This is a genomic window from Rhodanobacter sp. Root480 (genome assembly GCF_001426645.1).
Lineage (GTDB): Bacteria > Pseudomonadota > Gammaproteobacteria > Xanthomonadales > Rhodanobacteraceae > Rhodanobacter > Rhodanobacter ginsenosidimutans.
In genome coordinates this window covers 124,354-144,216 of the sequence record NZ_LMEX01000001.1, presented here as the reverse complement: position 1 = coordinate 144,216, position 19,863 = coordinate 124,354, and the positions used below count along the sequence as shown (strand labels likewise).

Here is a 19,863-nt window from a genome sequence, read left to right as displayed (position 1 = left end):
GCACTAACGTAACATCGTTTGTTACATGAAACGAGACAGCCGACTTTCCGCCGTACTCCACGCTTTGCTGCACATGGCCGAGCGCGATACGCCGATGACATCCGATGCGCTGGCGCAGTGCCTGGGCACGCATCCGGTGGTGGTTCGCCGCACCATGGGCCTGCTGCGGGAGGCCGGCCTGGTCACCGCGGATCGGGGCCACGCCGGCGGCTGGCGCATCTCGGCAGACCTCACCAAGGTCACATTGCGCCAGCTGCACGAAGCGCTGGGCGAACCCGCGCTGTTCGCCGTGGGCAACCGGAGCGAGCATCCATCATGCCTCGTCGAGCAGGTGATCAATGCCGCGCTCGACACGGCGTTTGCCGACGCCGAAGCGCTGCTGCTGCAGCGCTTCGAATCGGTCACCCTGGCCGCACTGGCCGCGGATTTCACGCGCCGTCATGGCGCCCATCGATCGAGGCACCGGCATGAAGCATGACGCGATGAAATACGACGTGATCATCGTCGGTGGCAGCTATTCGGGCATGGCCGCTGCCCTGCAATTGCTGCGGGCACGCCGCAGCGTGCTCATCATCGACGGTGGCAAACGGCGCAACCGCAGCGCCAGCCACTCACACGGATTCCTGGGCAGCGACGGCGTCGATCCTGCCGAGCTGGCCCGCATCGCCCGTGCGCAACTCGAGGCGTATCCCACGCTGACCTGGCAGGACGGCGATGTCGGGCGGGCCAGCGGCACGATGGACGACTTCCAGGTGACCTGCGGCGACACGATCTATACCGCCAGGCGCCTGCTGCTGGCGATCGGCGTATCGGACCGGCTGCCCGCGATCCCTGGCGTGGCCGAACGCTGGGGCAAGAGCATCTTCCACTGCCCGTACTGCCACGGCTATGAACTGCACCAGGGCCGCGTTGGCGTCATCGCCACCGGACCGATGTCGATCCATCAGGCGCAGCTGCTGCCGGAGTGGGGAGACACCACGTTCTTCCTCAACGGCACGTTCGAACTCGACCAGGCCGCCGAGGACGAGTTGATTCGGCGCGGCGTGACGATCGAGACCACTCGCATTCGCCAGATTGACGGGAGCGCCGATGTGGTGCTCTCCGACGGAAGGCGAATGAGCTTCGCCGGCCTGTTCACCGCGCCGCATAACGAACCTTCCACGCCGATCGCCGCGCAGCTCGGCTGCGAAATTGTCGAGACCGTGATGGGCACGCAGATAGGCACCGGCGAAGCCAGGGAAACCACCGTCCCCGGCGTATTCGCCTGCGGCGACGCCGCAAGGATGCCGCACTCGGTGTCGCTCGCGGTGGGTGATGGTGCGTGGGCCGGCGCGCAGCTTCACCGATCACTGGTGTGGCCGACGTCGTAGATGGTGGGCGCCCGGGACCACCAGGCTTGCGGGCATGAGTACCGATTCCGGGCTGCTCGAGGGCCTGCCTGACCGCTCATCCGTCCCTCAGGTTCATTGCGCGAAAAATTTCGCGACAGCGGACGACTCGATCGGGATGTCGCCCCCTCAAAAGGGGAAGATCAGCGTCCCATGACCACACGATGGCGATGCATCGATTCCGCCACCCATTCGCACGCGCGATAATCCCGATCTGTTCCTTCGCGAGGAAAACCGTCGATGCATGGCGAATACAAGATGCCCGGCGGCAAGCTGGTGGTGGTCGATCTCGATGTCCGCGATGGGCGACTGGCCCGGGTGCAACTGAGCGGTGACTTTTTCCTTGAGCCTGACAGCGCACTGCGCACCATCGACGCGGCGCTCGAAGGCCAGCCCGCCGACATGGACGAAGCCGGCCTCGCCCGCAGCATCCGCAACGCGCTCGCGCCCGACGTCATGATGTACGGCATTTCGCCCGAGGCCATCGCCGTGGCCGTGCGCCGTGCGCTGCAAGGGGAGCACCTCGCATGATGCGCACCGAATGGCACGACCACGACTGGCAGCTGATCCACACCGCGCCGCAATCGCCAAGCCTGCACATGGCGCTGGACGACGTACTTACCCACGAGGTCGGCGCCGGTCGCCGCAAACCCACCGTGCGCATCTGGGAGTGGGCATCACCCGCGGTGGTGATCGGCCGCTTCCAGTCACTGCGCAACGAGGTCGACGCCGAGGCCGCGCAACGCCACGGCATCGAGGTGGTGCGGCGCATCTCGGGCGGCGGCGCGATGTTCATCGAGCCGGGCAACACCATCACCTATTCGATCTACGCGCCGCTCTCGCTGATCAAGGACATGTCGTTCCAGCAGGCGTACGCGTTCATGGATGCGTGGGTGATCGAGGCGCTGGGCGAGCTGGGCATCAAGGCCTGGTACCAGCCGCTGAACGACATCACTTCCGAAGGCGGCAAGATCGCCGGCGCGGCGCAGGCACACCGCGGCGGTGCGGTGCTGCACCACGTGACCATGGCCTACGACATCGACGCAGCGAAGATGCTGGACGTATTGCGCATCGGCCGCGAGAAACTTTCCGACAAGGGCACCACCAGCGCCGCCAAGCGCGTCGACCCGCTGCGCAGCCAGACCGGCCTGCCACGCGAGATGGTGATCGAACGGATGATCGCCACCTTCCGCCGCCTGCACGGCCTCACCGACGATACGCTGCGCGCTGACGAACTGACCCAGGCCGAAACGCTCGCACAAACCCGCTTCGGCAACGCGACCTGGCTTGCCGACGTCCCCTGACAGCGCCGCAGCACGCCGGTGCGCATCGCGATCCGCAAAAAATCCGACGCGGCCATCGTGGTTTTCCACCCCGGCGCGACGACGATCACAGCAACGGCAGGATGTTTTCCCGGCTCAGTTGCGCCACCGGCACGTCCGGTGCGGCGGGGTCGATCCAGTGCAGTTCGGCAATCTCGGCCTGCGCGGTGATCGTGCCGGTGACTTGCACCACGTAGACCACCGCCTCGACCACGTAGCCCGGCTCGTTCGCCGCTGGCGCGCTGCAACGGCACAGCAGCGAAGCCGAGCCGGCGACGAGTTCGCAGCCCAGCTCTTCGCGCAGCTCGCGCGCCAGCGTGGCGAGGTCGTCGGCATCACCGGGTTCGCGCTTGCCGCCCGGCTGCTGGAACACCTGTGCACCGTGCTTGCGCACCAGCAGGCTGCGGCCGGCGTGATCGCCGATCACCGCCGCGACGATGTGGATGCGCCTGTCGCTCACAACCGGCTGTACGACCACGACTGCATGCGCCCGTCCTTGTATGGCATCACGCCGTGGAACGGTCGCGGGTCGCCGTCGAACACCAGCGGCAGGAAGTGGCGGTCGCCTTCCCACATCGGCAGTTCCATCAGCTTGTCGCGGGCCACCCAGCGCAGCGTGCCTTCGTGATTGGCGGTGAGCGGCGTGCCGCTGTAGCGGTCGATCACGAAGATGAAACCCAGCCAGTCCTCGCCGTGCTTGCCGAAGCCGGGCCAGTTCAGCGTGCCGCGCAACTGCATCGATTCGCAGCTGATGCCCGCCTCCTCCATGATCTCGCGCCGCATGCAGGTCGCGATGTCCTCGCCTGGCTCCATCTTGCCGCCCAGGCCGTTGTACTTGCCCAGGTGGTGGTCGTCCGGGCGCGTGTTGCGATGGATCATCAACACCTCGCGCTGATCCGGCGACAACACGTAACCGAGCGTGGCGACAATGGGAGCGTACGGAGGCAAGGCGGACATGCGTGAATCGCTGGCGGAAAGCCCACAAGTTTAGCCGCTGCACGGTTCGCCTGCCCGCCGCGGCTTCGGACGGCGCAAGGACGGGCTTGCATGGAGGCAGCCGGGGCGGCGACCATCGGGGGATGTCGTCTTTCCGTTTGCTACCCCATTCACGCATGTCCGGCCCGCACCGCGCGCCCGTCGTGTTCATCGTGCTTCTGCTCCTGACCCTGCTGGCCGGCTGCACCGCGCGGGCGCGCGCGGTGGCCAGTGACGAGCTGGCGTTCGAGGGCCAGAACTATCGCGTGGTGCGGCTGGACCTGCACCGCCATGCGCTGACCCTGCACTGGCGCGAACCGGCCAGCGGCCAGCCGTTCGGCAGCATCGAGACGCTGCGCCGTTGGGGCGAGACACGCGGCCAGCGCCTGTTGTTTGCCGCCAACGCGGGCATCTACGACAAGCAGTTCGCGCCACTGGGCCTGTACGTGGAAAACGGCAAGGCGCTGGTGCCGCTGAACCTGGCCCACGGCAATCCGGCGTCGGGCAATTTCTCGCTGCTGCCCAACGGCGTGTTCGCCGTGTATACGGATGGCCACGCCGCCGTGCGCACCAGCACCGATTTCAAGGCGGATGGCAAACCCGTGCAGTGGGCCAGCCAGTCCGGCCCGATGCTGTTGATCGACGGCAAGCTCAACCCGCAATTCGTGGGTGACTCGGCCAGCCTGAAGTGGCGCAGCGGCGTCTGCGCCCGCGGCCCGTACGAGGTGGTGTTCGCGGTCAGCGAGGCGCCGGTCAACTTCCACACGTTTGGACGTCTGTTTCGCGACAAGCTCGGCTGCCGCGACGCGCTCTACCTCGACGGCAGCATCTCGCAGATGTATGTCGACGACGAGGGTTACGCCGGCGCACCGGCCTTCATGGTCAAGCCATACGCAGGCATCTTTGCCGTGTTCGCCACGCCGTGATGGCGCGGCGACCCAATGTCTGGCGCGGGCTCGCGCTGGCGGTTCCGGCGCTGTTGCTGATCGCCGGCATCGCGCTGTGGTGGGCGCTTGCCGGCAGCCGCGCGCGGCTCGACGGCACGTTGCATCTGGGCGGTTTGCAGTCAGCGGTAAGCGTGCAGCGCGACGCGCTGGGCACGGTGACGCTCACCGGCAAGAGCCGCGCCGATCTCGACTACGCACTGGGCTACGTGCATGCGCAGGAGCGCTTCTTCGAGATGGACCTGATGCGCCGCATGCCCGCCGGCGAATTGTCGGCGCTGGTCGGGCCGGCCGCATTGCCGACTGATCTCAACCACCGGCGCCATCGCCTGCGCGCGGTGGCCGATGCGGCTTACGCGCAATTGCCGCAAGAGCAGAAGCAGCAACTCGACCACTACCGCGACGGCGTCAACGCGGGCCTGGCCGATCTGCGCGTGAAGCCATGGGAATACCTGCTGCTGGGCACGAAGCCGCAACCATGGCAGTCGCCGGACAGCCTGTTGCTGGTTGCCGCCATGTATCTCGACCTCAACGGCGACGGCCTCAACGCGCGCGAGCTGCACATCGCGCAGATGCGTGCGGTGCTGCCCGACGCCCTGGTGGATTTTCTGCTGTCGCCCGATCCGGATTGGGAGGCGCCGCTGCGCGGGCGGCTGTCGCGTTCGCCGGTGGTTCCCGGTGCGGGCGTATTCGACCTGCGCCAGCTGGCGCCCGCCAAGCCGACTGACCTGACGGCCGCATTGGCGCCCGCACTCGATGCGCCGCGCCCCGGCAGCAACAGTTTTGCCGTCGCCGGTGCGCTCACCAGCAACGGTGCGGCGCTGCTCGCCAACGACATGCACCTGGGCCTGCGCGTGCCCAACATCTGGTTTCGCACCCGCCTGCGTTATCCCGACCCCACCGCGCCGGGCGGCCAGCGCGACGTCAACGGCGTGAGCCTGCCCGGCACGCCGGCCATCGTGGTCGGCTCGAACGGCCAGGTCGCCTGGGGTTTCACCAACAGCTATGGCGACTGGCTGGACTGGGTGCGCGTGCAGCGCGATCCGCACGACGCCACCCGCTACAAGGTGCCCGGCGGCTGGGCCACGATCGAGCGCCACGTCGAACACATCCAGGTGAAAGGCCAACCCGACACGCTGCTCACCGTCGAGGACACACGCTGGGGCCCGATCATGGGCCGCGATGTCGACGGCACGCCGCTGGCGTTGCAATGGAGCGGCGCCGCGCCGCGCAACTACAACCTGGCGCTGATGCAGATGGAGCGCGCACCGAGCACGCACGCGGCGCTGGCGCTGGCACCGCAGTTCGGCATGCCGGTGCAGAACATGCTGGTGGCCGACAGCGCCGGGCATATCGGCTGGACGATCGCCGGCATCGGCGTGCCCCTGCGCGGCAACGGCGACCCCAGCATGCCGGTCGACGGCGCGCAGCCGGGCAGCGGCCGGCAGGGCTGGGCCAAACCCGCGCAGTACCCGCGTATCGAGGACCCGGCCGGCGGCCGGCTGTGGACCGCCAACAACCGCACCATCGACGGCGATGCGCTGACCCTGCTTGGCAACGGCGGCCACGACCTCGGCGCCCGCGCGCAGCAGATCCGCGACGACCTGCACGCGCGCACCGGTTTCACGCCCGGCAGCCTGCTCGACATCCAGCTCGATGACCGCGCGATCTTCCTCAGCCGCTGGCAGGGGCTGCTGCAGAACGCGCTCGCCGACAGCAACGATCCCGACCTGCAGCAGCTGCGCAAACTCACCGCGCACTGGCATGGCCATGCCTCCGTCGGCAGCGTGGACTACCGGCTGGTGCACGCGTTCCGCAACGAGGTGACCGCGGCCGTGCTGGCACCGTTCGTCCGTCGCGTGGCGCAGCAACACGGCGACTTCACGTGGCCCGGCGAAAACAGTGCGGAAGCAGCGGTGTGGGCGCTGGTGCATGTGCAACCGCCGTATCTGCTGGATCCTGCCTACCCCGACTGGCACGCCTTGCTGGTGGCCAGCGCCAAACGCGTGGCGACCGAACTGGGCGAGCAGCCCGGTGGCCTCGCCGCCCGCACCTGGGGCGAACACAACCGCAGCAGGATCAACCACCCGCTGTCGGCCGCGCTGCCGGCATGGCTGGGCCGTTACCTCGACATGCCGTCGCAACCGCAAGCCGGCGACAGCAACATGCCGCGCGTGGCCGCACCGTCGTCCGGCGCCTCCGAACGGCTGGACGTGGCACCCGGCCACGAAGACCACGGCATCCTGCAAATGCCCGGCGGCCAGAGCGACCACCCGCTGTCGCCGTTCTACGGCACCGGCCATGCGGACTGGGCCAACGGCAGGCCGACGCCGCTGCTGCCTGGCACCACGCAACACACGCTGACCCTGCAGCCGTTCGCCCGCTGATGCGCTGAACGCCGCACCGACGGAGTTCCGCGGCACGGCGGCCCATTCCTGCGTCATTCGACCGCACGGATCACCCGGGCGAATCTGACTGAAGTCAAAAGCTGTCCTCTGGCGCGCGCGCATGATCCGCACCGTCCACAGGATGCGTTCCATGATCAGCTGCGACACCATCATCATCGGCGCGGGCCCGGTCGGCCTGTTCCAGGTTTTCGAACTGGGTTTGCTCGGGCTGAATACGCATGTGGTCGATTCCATGCCGCATGCCGGCGGCCAGTGCATCGAGCTGTATCCGGACAAGCCGATCTACGACATCCCGGCCGTGCCGGCATGCAGCGGGCGCGAGTTGGTCGAGCGGTTGCAGCAGCAGATCCGGCCGTTCGCGCCGCAGTTCCACCTGGGCCACACCGTCACCGCGTTGGAGCGCATGCAGGACGGTCGCTTCCGGCTGCAGACCAGCGGCGGGCTCGTGTTCGACGCGGGCGCGGTGATCATCGCCGGTGGCCTGGGCGCGTTCGCTCCGCGCACACTGAACCTGCCGGAAGCCGCGCCGCTGGTGGGCCACACGTTGCACTACAAGGTGACCCGGCCTGCGCTGTTCGACGACCAGGACATCGTGATCGCCGGCGGCGGCGACGCCGCGCTGGACTGGGCACTGACCCTGGTCGAGCGCGCACGCAGCGTGGTGCTGGTGCACCGCTCTTCGACGTTCCGCGCGGCGCCGGCCAGCGTGGCGCGCATGCAGGCACTGTGCGACGAAGGCTGCATGCAGTTCTGCGAGGGGGACATCATCGGCATGGAGACGATCGGCGACGCGCTGGCGCAGGTACGCGTGCGCACGCGCAGCGGCATGGTCCAGCGCATCGAGGCTTCGCACCTGCTGGTGTTCTGGGGCATGCACCCGGCACTGGGGCCGATCGCCGAGTGGGGGCTGGCACTGGAACGCCAGCAACTGGTGGTGGACCCAGCGACCTTCCAGACCTCCGTGGCCGGCATCTTCGCGGTGGGCGACATCAACACCTACCCGGGCAAGAAGAAGCTGATCCTGTCGGGCTTCCACGAAAGTGCGCTGTGCGCGTTCGCCGTGCACGCGTACCTGCATCCCGGCGACAAGGTGAACCTGCAATACACGACCACCAGCCCCGCCCTGCAGCGGCGCCTGGGCGTGCGCGACGCCGAGCGCGATGCCGTCGTCGCCGAGCCGCAGCCACGCGTGGCTGCCACGGCCTGACCTCGCCCATCGCACGCGCTCAACCACTCACCCCGGGAGACATCCCATGTACCGCCCCTCCGCCCCCGACGACCTGCGCTCGCCCGACCGCCGGCGCTGGCTGAAGCAGGCCGGCCAGCTCGCCATCGCCGGCGGCCTGCTGGCTGGCGGCGGCTGGGCGGTGCTCAAGCGCAAGCAGAACCTGTGGCAGGTGCGCCGCGAACGCACGCTGATGCAGACGTCCGTGGCGGTGACCTGCCTGGCCGACGACGTGCAGGCGGCCGGCGCGGCGATCGAAGCGGCGTTCGCGCGCATGGCCGCAACCGCCGCGCAGCTGACCCGCTTCGACCCGGCCGGTCCGCTGGCGCAGCTGAACCGCGACGGCCAGCTGGCGCAGGTGCCCGCGCAACTGGATGCGGTGCTGCGCCAGGCACTGGCGCTGTCGCGACTGACCGATGGCGCGTTCGACCCGACCGTGCTGCCGGTGCTGCGCTACTTCGAGACGCTGCGCGGTGCGAGCCACACCGACGCGCACGAGCAGCGCGTGGCCGAAGACCGCGATGCGCTGGTCGGTTACCGCGGCCTCGTACTCGATGCGCGCGGCGCGCGGCTGCTGCGCCCGGGCATGGCCGTCACACTGGACGGCATCGCCAAGGGCCACGTGGTCGACCAGGGCATCGCCGCGCTGCGCGGCGCCGGCATCGAGTACGCCCTGATCGACGCCGGTGGCGACATCCACGCGATCAGTGGCAACGATCCCGCGCGGCACTGGAACGTCGGCATCGTCGATCCACGCGACGTCGGCCGCGTGGCGGCGGTGCTGCAATTGCGCAACGCGGCGCTGTCGACCTCGGGCAACTACCGCGTGTTCTTCTCCGCCGACCGGCGCCTGTTCCATATCGTCAACCCGCGCACCGGCTGGTCGCCGCAAAGCTATTCCAGCGTGACCGTGATGGCGCCGCGTTCGGTACTGGCCGACGGCATGAGCACGGCGGCGTTCTCGCTGGAGCTGCCGCGCTTGTCCGCGCTGATGGACGCGCAGGATCAGCAGTGGCTGGCGTTCTCGCGCACCGGCGAGCAGCGCTGGCGCTCGCGCGAACTGCCGCTGATCGCCGGCACGGCAGAGCGCGTGTGATGCGCGTGCCGCGTCCGCTCATCACCCGCGTGCTGCTGGCGCTGTGCCTGCTGTTGCTGGCACCCGCGACGCTGGCCGGCATCGATGCGAAGCATCCGCAGTTGCACGAGGTGTTTCCGCAGGCCACCCGCTACGGCGACATCGAAGGCACACCGCCGGCGGCCGCCGTTTACCAGGGTGACGAGATCATCGGCTACGTGTTCGAGACGGTGATGGTGGCGCCGGTGCCCGCGTACTCGGGCGCGCCGATCAACCTGCTGGTGTCGATCGGCACCGACGGCAGCATCCGCGACGCGCGCGTGCTGGAGCAGCACGAGCCGATCCTGCTGGTCGGCATCCCGGTGCAGAAGCTGTACGACTTCGTGGCGCGCTACATCGGCCATCGCGTGGACGACCAGATCGTGGTCGGCGGCGGTGCCAGCGGCAGCGTGCGCATCGACGCGATCAGCAGCGCCACGGTGACTTCGATGGTGGTCAACGAGACCATCATGAACTCGGCGCTGAAGGTGGCCGCCTCGCGCAAGCTGATCGCCGACGCGACCGACACCGACGCCAACGCCGCCGCCGTGCGCACCGACTACTACCAGCCGGCCGACTGGGACACGCTGACCGGCAACGGCGCGATCGGCCACCTGCAGCTCAAGCGCCAGGCGATCACCGACGCGTTCAAGGGCCAGCCGGAGAGCGGCATGGTCGACGACGCCACCGCGCCGGCGCCCGGCCACGAGGACGATGTCTTCATCGACCTGTACTTCGCCGACGTCACCCCGCCCACGGTGGGCCGCAACCTGCTCGGCGCGGACGCCCACGCCGACCTGATGAAGCAGCTCAAGCCCGGCGATTCGGCGATCGCGGTGATGGCCAACGGCATCTATTCGTTCAAGGGCGTGGGCTACGTGCGCGGCGGCATCTTCGACCGCGTGCACGTGCTGCAGGACGGCAAGCTGGTGCTGTTCAAGGACACCGACCTGGTGCCGTTGAACGATACCCCGCTGCGCGGCAAACCCGGTTTCGCCGAGCAGGCGATCTTCATCGTGCGCAACGGCGGCAGCGGCTTCGACGCGACCCGGCCGTGGACGCTGCAGCTGATGGTGAATCGCCAGGTCGGCCCGCTGCAGAGCATCTACCACACCTTCACCCGCGACTACCGCATGCCGGCGGTCTACACCACCCGGCCGGAGAGCAGCGCCGAGTCGCAGTCCAGCGCGCTGCCGGCCAACGCCGCGCTGTGGCAGAAGATCTGGTACGGCCGGCGCATCGACATCGCCGTGTTGCTGGCCGGGCTGACCGTGCTCACGTTGATCCTGCTGTTCCAGGACTGGATCGTGAAGTACCCGGTGTGGCTCGAACGCGTGCGCACGGGCTTCCTGATCTACACGCTGGTGTTCATTGGCTGGTACGAGCTGGCGCAGTTGTCGGTGGTGAACATCTTCACCTTCGTGCAGTCGCTGCTGCACGGCTTCCATTGGGAAACCTTCCTGATGGACCCGATGATCTTCATCCTGTGGGTGTTCGTGGCCGCTACCTTGCTGCTGCTCGGGCGCGGCGTGTACTGCGGCTGGCTGTGCCCGTTCGGCGCGCTGCAGGAGCTGGTGGGCAAGCTCGCCAAGCGGCTGCGTGTGCCGCAGTTCGAGTTTCCCCGCGTGGTGCACGAGCGGCTGTGGGCGCTGAAGTACGTGATCCTGCTGGTGCTGTTCGGCATGTCGCTGCAGTCGCTCAACACGGCCGAACATTACGCCGAGGTCGAGCCGTTCAAGACCGCGATCACCCTGCACTTCGCGCGCTCGTGGAGCTACGTGCTCTACGCGGTGTTGCTGGTCGGCGTATCCGCCTTCAACCACAAGTTCTATTGCCGTTACGTGTGCCCGCTGGGCGCCGGGTTGGCGGTATCCGGGCGCTGGCGGCTGTTCGAGTGGCTGCGCCGGCGACCGGAGTGCGGCAGCCCCTGCCAGGTCTGCGCCAACGAATGCGAGGTCAAGGCGATCAGCCCCGACGGCCGCATCAACTTCAACGAATGCCACTACTGCCTGGACTGCCAGGTCACCCGCATCAACGACCACAAATGCCCGCCGGTGGTGCAGCAACGCAAGAAGCGCGAACGCGCTGCGCGACCGCTGCCCACGCCGATCGTGCTGATTAACCCGGCAAACGCGCCGGAAACCCGAGAGCCGGCGCCCGTCGCCGACTGATCCCACGTCACCTGCCCTCTGCGGATGAGAAGCCATGCACGACGAATCGAAGAACAAACCCGACGCGAACGCGGAGGGCGCCGACCCCGCCCGTCGCCACTTCATGAAGAACAGCGCACTGGCCGGCCTCGCCGGTGCGGCGGGACTGGCGCTGGCCGGCTGCGGCCGCAAGGGTGACCTCGGCGGCGCGGAAGGTGCCGCCGGGCACGATGGCGAACGCCAGCGCGAGCACGGCAAGCACGAGGCCGCCTCCGACCACGTGCCGCCCGGCCAGCTCGACGAATACTACGGCTTCTGGAGCGGCGGCCAGTCCGGCGAGGTGCGCGTGATGGGACTGCCGTCGATGCGCGAGCTGATGCGCATCCCGGTGTTCAACCCCGACTTCACCATCGGCTGGGGCATCACCAACGAGAGCAAGCGCGTGCTGGGCGCCAACTTCCCGCCCGGCGGCGACTGCCACCACCCGCACATGAGCCAGACCGACGGCCACTACGACGGCCGCTACATCTTCATCAACGACAAGGCGCATACCCGCGTGGCGCGTATTCGCTGCGACGTGATGCGCACCGACCGCATCATCGACGTGCCGAACGTGCAGTCGATCCACGGCCTGCGCGTGCAGCGCGCGCCGCGCACCGGCTACGTGTTCGCCAACGGCGAGTTCATGGTCCCGGCGCCCAACGACGGCCACGACCTGGAGGACCCGAAGAAATACCAGACCATGTTCAGCGCCATCGACGGCGACACCATGGACGTGGCCTGGCAGGTGCTGGTGGATGGCAACCTGGACAACACCGAGGCCGACTACGCCGGCAAGTACGCGATCTCCACCTGCTACAACAGCGAAGGTGGCCTGGATCTGCCCGGCACCATGCAGGCCGAGCGCGACTGGGCGGTGGTGTTCAACATCGCGCGCATCGAGGAGGCGGTGAAACAGGGCAAGTTCAAGACCATCGGCAGCTCCAAGGTGCCGGTGCTGGACGGTCGCCATGGCTCCTCGTTCACCCTGTACATCCCGATCCCGAAGAACCCGCACGGCATCAACGCCAGCCCCGACGGCAAGTACGTGGTGGCCAACGGCAAGCTCTCGCCCACCGTCAGCGTGATCGAGTGGAGCCGCATCGACGACTGCTTCGCGGGCAAACTGAAGGACCCGCGCGATACGGTGGTGGCCGAGCCCGAGCTGGGCCTGGGGCCGCTGCACACCGCCTACGACGGCCGCGGCAACGCCTATACCACGCTGTTCATCGACAGCCAGATCGCCAAGTGGAACATCGCCGACGCGATCGCCGCCCACGGCGGCAAGAAGGTCAACTACCTGCGCCAGAAGGTCGACGTGGCCTATCAGCCCGGCCACTGCCACACTTCGATGGGCGAGTCGCGCGATGCCGACGGCAAGTGGCTGGTGTCGCTGAACAAGTTCTCCAAGGACCGCTTCCTGCCCACCGGCCCGATGCATCCGGACAACGACCAGCTGTTCGACATCTCCGGCGAGACCATGAAGCTGGTCGCCGACGGCCCGGTCTACGCCGAGCCGCACGACGTGATCCTGCTGCACCGCCGCCTGCTGATCGACAAGGTCAAGAAGAGCTGGGACCGCGAGGATCCGTTCTTCGCCGAAACGGTGGCGATGGCGAAGAAGCACGGCGTCAACGTGCTGTCCGACAGCAAGGTCATCCGCGAGGGCCGCAAGGTGTTCGTCTACATGACCTCGGCCGCGCCGATCTTCAGCCTGGGCAGCTTCAAGGTGAAGAAAGGCGACGAGGTGACCGTGGTGGTGACCAACATCGACGCGGTGGAGGACGTGAGCCACGGCTTCTGCATCGTCAACTACGGCATCAACATGGAGATCAGCCCCGGCGCCACCGCCTCGGCCACCTTCACCGCCGACAAGGCAGGGGTGTTCTGGTACTACTGCACGTTCTTCTGCCATGCGATGCACATGGAGATGAGCGGGCGGATGCTGGTGGAGGCCTGAGCCGTGCCGTGCCGTCGCGCACCCCGCGGCGGCACGGCCGGATCGGCCGCGGCCATGATTACGCTTCGTTGCCTCGCGATCCTGATGCTGGCGCTGGTGCTGCCGGCGCCAGCGCACGCGCGCGAATCACTGGAACAGCTGGTGGCCACGGCGGCGCCCGGTGCCACGCTCAGCGTGCCGGCCGGCGTACACGTGGTGCATCTGAAGCTGGACAAACCCGTCACGCTGACCGGCGAACCTGGCGCCATCCTGGACGGCGGCGGCTACGGCGACATCGTGCGCATCAGCGCCGCCAACGTCACCGTGCGCGGCCTCATCTTGCGCCACAGCGGCAGCGACCTCACCGCAATGAACGCAGGCATCTTCATCGAACGCACGGCGCGCGACGTGGTCATCGACGGCAACCGCATCGAGGACAGCCTGTTCGGCGTCTACCTCGACGGCGCCGCCAACGTGCGGGTGGAACGCAACGTGATCCGCGGCATGCGCGCGCTGCGCGTGGCCGATCGCGGCGACGGCATCCACCTGTGGAACGACACTGGCTGCACCATCGATGGCAACGACATCGCCGGCTCGCGCGACGGCATCTACGTCTACGTCAGCTCGCACAACACCATCACGCGCAATGTGGTGCACGACGTGCGCTACGGCGTCCACTACATGTATTCGCAGGACAACCTGCTGCAGGGCAACGTCAGCCGGGGCAACCTGGCCGGCTATGCGCTCATGTCCTCGCACCACCTCAAGGTGATCGGCAACAGCTCCGCGGACGATGCCTCCTACGGCTTCCTGCTCAACTACATCGCGCACAGCGAGATTGCCGGAAATCGCGTGTATCGCGTCAAGGGTCAGAGCGACGACGCCGGCGGCACCATCGAGGGCACCGAGGGCAAGGGGCTGTTCGTCTACCTGTCGCAGTTCAACAGCTTTCACGACAACCTCGTCGCCGATTCGCAGATCGGCATCCACGTGACCGCCGGCTCGGAAAACAACCGCCTGTGGGGCAACCACTTCGAGGACAACCGCATCCAGGTGAAGTACGTCCAGAACCTGGCGCAGGAATGGTCCGAGCGCGGCCGCGGCAATTTCTGGAGCGATTACCTGGGCTGGGACCTGGACGCCGACGGCATCGGCGACATCCCGTTCCGCCCCAACGACGGCGTCGACGTGCTGCTGTGGAAATACCCTTCCGCGCGCAACCTGATGTCCAGCCCTTCGGTGCTGCTGCTGCGCTATGTGCAGCGCGCGTTCCCGGTGTTCACGCCTCCCTCGGTGCAGGACAGCCACCCGCTGATGAAAGCTACCCCGGCCACCCCATGAACCACCCGATCGAATGCCACGCGCTGGCCAAGCGCTACGGCGAACTCGCTGCACTGGATGGCGTCAGCGCCACCGTGCCGCGCGGCCAGGTGATCGGCCTGCTCGGCCACAACGGCGCGGGCAAGTCCACGCTGATCAAGTTGATCCTCGGCCTGATCGCGCCCAGCGGCGGCCAGCTTGAAGTGCTCGGCCAGTCGCCATGGCGCGCGCACGCGCTGCGCCGGCGCATCGGCTACCTGCCCGAGAGCGCCACCTTCTACGGCAACCTCAGCGGTCGTGAACTGCTCGACTACCTGGCGCGCTTGAAGCAGGCACCACGCACGCAGGTCGCCACGTTGCTCGAACGCGTCGGCCTGGCGCACGCCGCCGACCGACGCGTCGGCACGTATTCGAAGGGCATGCGCCAGCGCCTGGGCCTGGCGCAGGCGCTGCTCGGTTCACCCGAACTGGTGCTGCTGGACGAGCCGACCACCGGCCTCGACCCGCAGGCGACGCGCGAGCTGTACCGCATCGTCGGCGAGCTGCGTGCGGACGGCCGTTGTGTGCTGGTCTCCTCGCACCTGCTGGCCGAACTTGAACCGCACATCGACGGCGCGCTGATCCTGCGCCAGGGCAAGCTGCTGGCTGCCGGCAGTTTGCACGCGCTGGGCGATCAGGCCGCGCTGCCGGCGCAAGTGCTGTTGCGGCCGCGCGAGCAGACGATGCCTGAACTGATCGCACGCCTCGAAACGAACGGACTGTCGGCGCAGGCTCGCCCCGACGGCCGGCTGGAACTGCAGGTGCCGCGCGCCGGCAAGCTGCGCGTGCTGCGCGAGCTGCTGGCCGACCCGGCGATCGTCGACCTCGACGTGCGCGAACCCACCCTGGCACAACTCTACGACTGGCTCGGCGCCGGCCCGCCATCCACCGCGGAGGTGGCCGCATGAACCCGATCCTCACCGTCGCCGCCAAGGAATTCCGCGACGACTTCCGCAACCGCTGGACGATCGCGCTGACCATCCTGTTCGCCCTGCTGGCATTAGGCATCGCCTGGTTCGGCAGCGCGGCGGCCGGGCGCGTGGGCTTCACCTCGTTCGACGCCACGCTGGCCAGCCTGACCACGCTGGGCGCGTTCGTGATCCCGCTGATCGGCCTGCTGATCGCCTACGGCAGCATCGTCGGCGAGCGCGACGACGGCACCTTGCTGCTGATGCTCAGCTATCCACTCTCGCGCGGGCAACTGGTGGCCGGCAAGTTTCTCGGCCACTGCGGCGCGTTGGCCGCCGCCACGCTGGCCGGCTTCGGGCTGGCGGTGGCGATCATGCAGTGGATGCAGCCGCCGGCGCAGACGATGCAGGCGTGGCTGCAGATCGGCCGCTTCATCCTCAGCGCCTCGCTGCTCGGCGCCAGTTTCGTCGGGCTGGCCTGCCTGATCAGCGTGCAGACGGCCGACAAATCCCGCGCCGCCGGACTGGCGCTGGTCGGCTGGCTGGTCAGCGTGGTGCTGTTCGACCTCGCGCTGCTGGCGTTACTGGTGGTCAGCGGTGGCAACCCGCTCGAGCGCGCGGTGTATCCGTACCTGCTGCTGTTCAATCCGGTGGACGTGTTCCGCCTGGTCAACCTCACCGCGCTGGGCGACGGCGCCGGCAACGACCTGCTGACCGGCATGACCGCCCACCACAACTACTCGCCCGCCCTGCTCTACGCACTGTTGCTGGGCTGGGCGGTGGCGCCGTTCGCGTGGGCGATGCTCGCGTTCCGGCGCAAGGAAATCTGAAGGAGTCCGCGCATGCCCTGCCCGCCGATCACCACACTGCGCCGCGCCGCCTTCGTGCTGGCGCTGGCCCTGCTCGCCGGGTGCGGCGGCAGCCCCACACCTGCACATCATGCCGTCGACACCCACGCGGACGATGCCTGCGCGGTATGCGGCATGTACCTGGACGGCTCGCCCGGCCCGCGCGCCGAAGCCTGGGTCAGCGGTCGCGCCAAACCGCTGGTGTTCGATTCCACCCGCGACTTTTTCGCCTACGTGTTGCAACCGGAGAATCAGGCTTCACTGCAGGAACTGTTCGTGCAGGACAGCGCGCGCATCGACTGGCAACAACCCGCTCACGCCGCCGCCAGTTTCATCGACGCGCGCACCGCCTCCTACGTGGCCTGGCAACCGCTGCCCGGCTCGATGGGTCCCACCCTGGCACCGTTCGCCAGCCGCGCGGCGGCGGAAGCGTTCAAGGCCGAACACGGCGGCGCCGTGCTCGGTTTCAGCGAGATCACGCCTGCGCTGGTGGCCAGGCTGGACTACCGTTGCCCAATCCAGGTCGCCGCGAGTCTCGGCACCCTGCAATGCCTCGCGCCGTCCACGCGATCGCTGGGCCTGCTGGTCCACAAGCAACCCGCGTTTCCGCCGACTCAATCACACGACCATCCCTAACGGGGAGCCCCGAACATGCTCGGACTGAACAGTTTTTCGCACTGGATCGTGCTGCTGGTACTGGTACTGCTGTTGTTCGGCACCGGCAGGCTGCGCAACGCGGGCCGCGACCTCGGCGGCGCCATCGCCGGTTTCCGCAGGGGACTCAAGAGCGACGCATCGGGCGATGCCGCCGAACAACCGGCGTCACCGAAAGATCCGCGCTGACGACGACGCGCCTTCGGTGATTACCCCAGCAACCGCTCGCACACCGTGCGATACAACGCCGGCAATTGGTCGAGTTCCGCCACATCCACGCACTCGTCCACCTTGTGGATGGTGGCGTTGACCGGGCCCAGTTCGACGACTTCGGCACCCAGCGGTGCGATGAAGCGGCCGTCGGAGGTCCCGCCGCCGGTGCTCTGTTCCGGCTCGATGCCGCAAAGATCACGGCACACCGCCGCCACGGTTTCACGCAACAGTCCACCAACAGGTGTGAGGAAGGGCTCACCGGAGAGATGCCAGTCGATATGGAAATCCACGCCGTGCCGCCGCAGGATCGCCTCGCTGCGCGCGCGCAGGTCATCGGCGCGGCTGGCCGTGCTGTAGCGGAAATTGAACAGCGCCGTGAGCGTGCCGGGGATGACATTGTTGGCGCCGGTGCCGGCGTTGATGTTGGACACCTGCATCGAAGTGGGCGGGAAATCCACGTTGCCCTCGTCCCAGCGCTCGGCGGTCAACTCGGCCAGGGCCGGCGCCAGCGCGTGGATCGGGTTCAGCGCCTTTTCCGGATAGGCCACGTGGCCTTGCACACCGCGCACGGTGAGCGTGGCCGACAGCGAGCCGCGGCGGCCGACCCGGATCAGGTCGCCCAGTTTTTCCTTCGCGGACGGCTCGCCCACCACGCACCAGTCGATCTTTTCGCCGATCTCGCGGAACCGGTCGGCCACCTTGCGCACACCGTCGATCGCCACGCCTTCCTCGTCGCTGGTCAGCAACAAGCCCACCCGACCGCGATGTTGCGGATGGGCCGCCACGAACTGCTCCAGCGCCACCACCATCGCCGCCACCGAACCCTTCATGTCGGCGGCACCACGGCCGTATAGACGGCCATCCCGAACGGAGGGTTCGAATGGCGGACTTTGCCAGGAAGCTTCCGGACCGCTGGGCACCACGTCGGTGTGACCCAGGAAGGCCAGCGTGGGGCCGGCATTGCCGTGGGTGGCCCACAGGTTGTCGACGTCGCCGTAACGCAGGTGTTCGATGCGAAAGCCCACGCGCTCGAGGCGCTCGGCAATCAATGGCAGGCAACCGGCGTCATCGGGCGTGACCGAGCGGCGGCGGATCAAATCGCAGGTGAGATCGAAGACGGCGGACATGCGCTCTCGCAAAGGCGGCGGAAAAAGGAAAGTCGCAGCATATCAAGCGTGCGACGCGGCGTTGCCTCAGCCGGCCACCACCACGCCCAGTACGTGTCCCACCGCATAGGTGACCGCGGCGGCGGCGGCGGTGATCGCGAACTGGCGTGCGATCGAGAACAGCATGCTGCGCCCAGTGAACAGCGAGGTGCCAATACCGATCAGGGCAAGCCCGGCGGCCGTGGAGCAGGCGCTGGCAAGCAGCGCAGCCCGGCCGCCCAGGAAAAAGTACGGCGCCACCGGAAACAGCGCGCCGCAGGCGAACAGGCAGAACGACGAAATGGCCGCGCCCCAGGCCGAGCCGCCCAGTTCGCTGGGGTCGACGCCCAGATCCTCGCGCACCAGCATGTCCAGCGCCGCGCGCGGGGTTTCGGTGACGTGGCCGGCCAGATGCGCGGCGGCGGCGGGGTCGAGCCCCTTCTCCTGATAGATGCCGGTGATGTGGCGCAAGCCGTCTTCCGGCGACACCGCCAGCCGCTCGGCTCGCTCGGTGATCTGCGCCTGGTAGAACTCACGCGAGCTGTTGACTGAAAGCCACTCGCCGAGCGCCATCGAACAGGCACCAGCAACCAGACCGGCAAGACCCGCCAGCAGCACGGCGCGATCACCCGACGCCGCACCGGCCATGCCCATCACCAGGCTGACGTTGGAAACCAGCCCGTCGTTGGCGCCCAGCACCGCCGCGCGCAACGTGTTGCCACTTTGCGGACGGTCGCGCCGACCGTGCACGCCGTGTTCGTCCCGGGGAATGAAATGATCGCGATGGCGGTTGCGGTCCACCGGCGTGGATTCGTGGTCGGCATGTTCCAGCCGCACCACGGTAGGCATCACGAACTCGGTGCCGAAGCGACGCGCAAACGCGCTCAGGGCGCGAACGCGCAAGCCGACATGTGCCGGGGGCACCGTTTCACCAAGCTCGCGCAGGCGCGCTTCCCAGAAGCCGGCGTTGACGGTTTCGCCCTCGGCAATGCGTCGATAGGCCCGCGCCAGCCTGGCATCGGTGGCCAGCTCGGCCAGCCGTCCATACAGCGCGGCGTTGTCGCGCTCGATGCGCAGGTTGTTGCGATAGCGCCGGACCCGGTGGGTGCTCATATCCGTCAACTCAGAGTTTGTGAGRAAAACCACTTCCTGTGGTTTTTCTCTATCGCGCTTCCGGCACAGGCCCGGAAGCGCTCACGCGGACCAATCACTTGCGTGATCGATCCGCGCCC

At 67.9% G+C, this 19,863-nt stretch carries 19 protein-coding genes; 15 read left to right on the top strand and 4 right to left on the bottom strand.

Features of this window, described 5'->3' with window-relative positions; genetic code table 11:
• The first annotated feature begins 25 nt into the window (after positions 1–25).
• The 4 genes from ASD22_RS00720 (at position 26) to ASD22_RS00705 (ending at position 2,692) form a co-directional block, all read left to right on the top strand.
• Complete coding sequence (locus ASD22_RS00720; protein WP_056077602.1) at positions 26–478, top strand: Rrf2 family transcriptional regulator; 453 nt, start codon at positions 26–28, stop codon at positions 476–478.
• Positions 479–482: 4 nt separating this feature from the next.
• Positions 483–1,370, top strand: coding sequence for an NAD(P)/FAD-dependent oxidoreductase (locus ASD22_RS00715; RefSeq protein ID WP_056080722.1), 888 nt, complete (start codon positions 483–485; stop codon positions 1,368–1,370).
• A gap of 258 nt (positions 1,371–1,628) precedes the next feature.
• A complete protein-coding gene (locus ASD22_RS00710) occupies positions 1,629–1,919 on the top strand; it encodes a hypothetical protein (RefSeq protein WP_056077599.1) in 291 nt (96 codons plus the stop codon).
• The gene (locus tag ASD22_RS00705; protein ID WP_056077596.1) at positions 1,916–2,692 is read left to right on the top strand and encodes a biotin/lipoate A/B protein ligase family protein; all 777 of its coding nucleotides are present in this window, start codon (positions 1,916–1,918) and stop codon (positions 2,690–2,692) included. Before ASD22_RS00710 ends, ASD22_RS00705 begins: the two co-directional genes overlap by 4 nt.
• A gap of 85 nt (positions 2,693–2,777) precedes the next feature.
• On the opposite strand, the gene ASD22_RS00700 is transcribed toward ASD22_RS00705, so the two are convergent.
• Together ASD22_RS00700 and ASD22_RS00695 are read right to left on the bottom strand one after the other, a co-directional pair.
• On the bottom strand, positions 2,778–3,170 hold the full coding sequence (locus ASD22_RS00700; RefSeq protein ID WP_056077592.1) for an NUDIX domain-containing protein: 393 nt from the start codon (positions 3,168–3,170) through the stop codon (positions 2,778–2,780).
• The gene (locus tag ASD22_RS00695) at positions 3,167–3,667 is read right to left on the bottom strand and encodes an 8-oxo-dGTP diphosphatase (protein ID WP_056077590.1); all 501 of its coding nucleotides are present in this window, start codon (positions 3,665–3,667) and stop codon (positions 3,167–3,169) included. Before ASD22_RS00695 ends, ASD22_RS00700 begins: the two co-directional genes overlap by 4 nt.
• Positions 3,668–3,822: 155 nt before the next feature.
• On the opposite strand from ASD22_RS00695, the gene ASD22_RS00690 reads away from it, so the two are divergent.
• From ASD22_RS00690 to tatA, 11 genes are all read left to right on the top strand, one after another.
• Complete coding sequence (locus tag ASD22_RS00690; protein ID WP_056077587.1) at positions 3,823–4,611, top strand: phosphodiester glycosidase family protein; 789 nt, start codon at positions 3,823–3,825, stop codon at positions 4,609–4,611.
• Entirely contained in the window at positions 4,611–7,016 is a 2,406-nt protein-coding gene (locus ASD22_RS00685; RefSeq protein ID WP_056077584.1) for a penicillin acylase family protein, read from the top strand. The genes ASD22_RS00690 and ASD22_RS00685 overlap by 1 nt, the downstream gene beginning before the upstream one ends.
• Before the next feature lie 151 nt (positions 7,017–7,167).
• Entirely contained in the window at positions 7,168–8,244 is a 1,077-nt protein-coding gene (locus ASD22_RS00680; RefSeq protein WP_056080719.1) for an NAD(P)/FAD-dependent oxidoreductase, read from the top strand.
• 46 nt (positions 8,245–8,290) lie between these two features.
• Complete coding sequence (locus tag ASD22_RS00675) at positions 8,291–9,358, top strand: FAD:protein FMN transferase (RefSeq protein ID WP_056077581.1); 1,068 nt, start codon at positions 8,291–8,293, stop codon at positions 9,356–9,358.
• Complete coding sequence (locus tag ASD22_RS00670; RefSeq protein WP_056077578.1) at positions 9,358–11,547, top strand: NosR/NirI family protein; 2,190 nt, start codon at positions 9,358–9,360, stop codon at positions 11,545–11,547. The genes ASD22_RS00675 and ASD22_RS00670 overlap by 1 nt, the downstream gene beginning before the upstream one ends.
• Before the next feature lie 34 nt (positions 11,548–11,581).
• On the top strand, positions 11,582–13,525 hold the full coding sequence (gene nosZ / locus ASD22_RS00665; RefSeq protein ID WP_056077575.1) for a TAT-dependent nitrous-oxide reductase: 1,944 nt from the start codon (positions 11,582–11,584) through the stop codon (positions 13,523–13,525).
• A gap of 54 nt (positions 13,526–13,579) precedes the next feature.
• Positions 13,580–14,845, top strand: coding sequence for a nitrous oxide reductase family maturation protein NosD (locus tag ASD22_RS00660; protein WP_056077574.1), 1,266 nt, complete (start codon positions 13,580–13,582; stop codon positions 14,843–14,845).
• The gene (locus ASD22_RS00655; RefSeq protein ID WP_056077571.1) at positions 14,842–15,771 is read left to right on the top strand and encodes an ABC transporter ATP-binding protein; all 930 of its coding nucleotides are present in this window, start codon (positions 14,842–14,844) and stop codon (positions 15,769–15,771) included. The genes ASD22_RS00660 and ASD22_RS00655 overlap by 4 nt, the downstream gene beginning before the upstream one ends.
• Positions 15,768–16,601, top strand: a complete 834-nt coding sequence (locus ASD22_RS00650; protein WP_056077568.1) for an ABC transporter permease subunit — start codon at positions 15,768–15,770, stop codon at positions 16,599–16,601. The genes ASD22_RS00655 and ASD22_RS00650 overlap by 4 nt, the downstream gene beginning before the upstream one ends.
• Positions 16,602–16,613: 12 nt before the next feature.
• Positions 16,614–17,255, top strand: coding sequence for a nitrous oxide reductase accessory protein NosL (locus ASD22_RS00645; RefSeq protein ID WP_056077563.1), 642 nt, complete (start codon positions 16,614–16,616; stop codon positions 17,253–17,255).
• A 15-nt stretch (positions 17,256–17,270) separates the two neighbouring features.
• The gene (tatA, locus tag ASD22_RS00640) at positions 17,271–17,462 is read left to right on the top strand and encodes a twin-arginine translocase TatA/TatE family subunit (RefSeq protein WP_056077560.1); all 192 of its coding nucleotides are present in this window, start codon (positions 17,271–17,273) and stop codon (positions 17,460–17,462) included.
• 20 nt (positions 17,463–17,482) lie between these two features.
• Here tatA and dapE read toward each other — a convergent pair whose 3' ends face one another.
• Together dapE and ASD22_RS00630 are read right to left on the bottom strand one after the other, a co-directional pair.
• Positions 17,483–18,613 carry a succinyl-diaminopimelate desuccinylase gene (gene dapE, locus ASD22_RS00635; protein ID WP_056077557.1) on the bottom strand — a complete coding sequence of 377 codons (1,131 nt, stop codon included), beginning with the start codon at positions 18,611–18,613 and terminating at the stop codon, positions 17,483–17,485.
• A gap of 66 nt (positions 18,614–18,679) precedes the next feature.
• The gene (locus ASD22_RS00630) at positions 18,680–19,744 is read right to left on the bottom strand and encodes a VIT1/CCC1 transporter family protein (protein ID WP_056077556.1); all 1,065 of its coding nucleotides are present in this window, start codon (positions 19,742–19,744) and stop codon (positions 18,680–18,682) included.
• Positions 19,745–19,863 lie beyond the last annotated feature (119 nt).

Excerpts from the sequence above, each read along its gene's own strand:
- ASD22_RS00715 (WP_056080722.1), top strand. The coding sequence starts at position 483 with ATGAAATACGACGTGATCATCGTCGGTGGCAGCTATTCGGGCATGGCC.
- ASD22_RS00655 (WP_056077571.1), top strand. The coding sequence starts at position 14,842 with ATGAACCACCCGATCGAATGCCACGCGCTGGCCAAGCGCTACGGCGAA.
- ASD22_RS00690 (WP_056077587.1), top strand. The coding sequence starts at position 3,823 with ATGTCCGGCCCGCACCGCGCGCCCGTCGTGTTCATCGTGCTTCTGCTC.
- ASD22_RS00630 (WP_056077556.1), bottom strand. The coding sequence starts at position 19,744 with ATGAGCACCCACCGGGTCCGGCGCTATCGCAACAACCTGCGCATCGAG.
- nosZ (WP_056077575.1), top strand. The coding sequence starts at position 11,582 with ATGCACGACGAATCGAAGAACAAACCCGACGCGAACGCGGAGGGCGCC.
- ASD22_RS00720 (WP_056077602.1), top strand. The coding sequence starts at position 26 with ATGAAACGAGACAGCCGACTTTCCGCCGTACTCCACGCTTTGCTGCAC.
- ASD22_RS00710 (WP_056077599.1), top strand. The coding sequence starts at position 1,629 with ATGCATGGCGAATACAAGATGCCCGGCGGCAAGCTGGTGGTGGTCGAT.
- ASD22_RS00645 (WP_056077563.1), top strand. The coding sequence starts at position 16,614 with ATGCCCTGCCCGCCGATCACCACACTGCGCCGCGCCGCCTTCGTGCTG.
- ASD22_RS00670 (WP_056077578.1), top strand. The coding sequence starts at position 9,358 with ATGCGCGTGCCGCGTCCGCTCATCACCCGCGTGCTGCTGGCGCTGTGC.
- ASD22_RS00680 (WP_056080719.1), top strand. The coding sequence starts at position 7,168 with ATGATCAGCTGCGACACCATCATCATCGGCGCGGGCCCGGTCGGCCTG.
- ASD22_RS00660 (WP_056077574.1), top strand. The coding sequence starts at position 13,580 with ATGATTACGCTTCGTTGCCTCGCGATCCTGATGCTGGCGCTGGTGCTG.
- dapE (WP_056077557.1), bottom strand. The coding sequence starts at position 18,613 with ATGTCCGCCGTCTTCGATCTCACCTGCGATTTGATCCGCCGCCGCTCG.
- tatA (WP_056077560.1), top strand. The coding sequence starts at position 17,271 with ATGCTCGGACTGAACAGTTTTTCGCACTGGATCGTGCTGCTGGTACTG.
- ASD22_RS00705 (WP_056077596.1), top strand. The coding sequence starts at position 1,916 with ATGATGCGCACCGAATGGCACGACCACGACTGGCAGCTGATCCACACC.
- ASD22_RS00650 (WP_056077568.1), top strand. The coding sequence starts at position 15,768 with ATGAACCCGATCCTCACCGTCGCCGCCAAGGAATTCCGCGACGACTTC.
- ASD22_RS00685 (WP_056077584.1), top strand. The coding sequence starts at position 4,611 with ATGGCGCGGCGACCCAATGTCTGGCGCGGGCTCGCGCTGGCGGTTCCG.
- ASD22_RS00695 (WP_056077590.1), bottom strand. The coding sequence starts at position 3,667 with ATGTCCGCCTTGCCTCCGTACGCTCCCATTGTCGCCACGCTCGGTTAC.
- ASD22_RS00675 (WP_056077581.1), top strand. The coding sequence starts at position 8,291 with ATGTACCGCCCCTCCGCCCCCGACGACCTGCGCTCGCCCGACCGCCGG.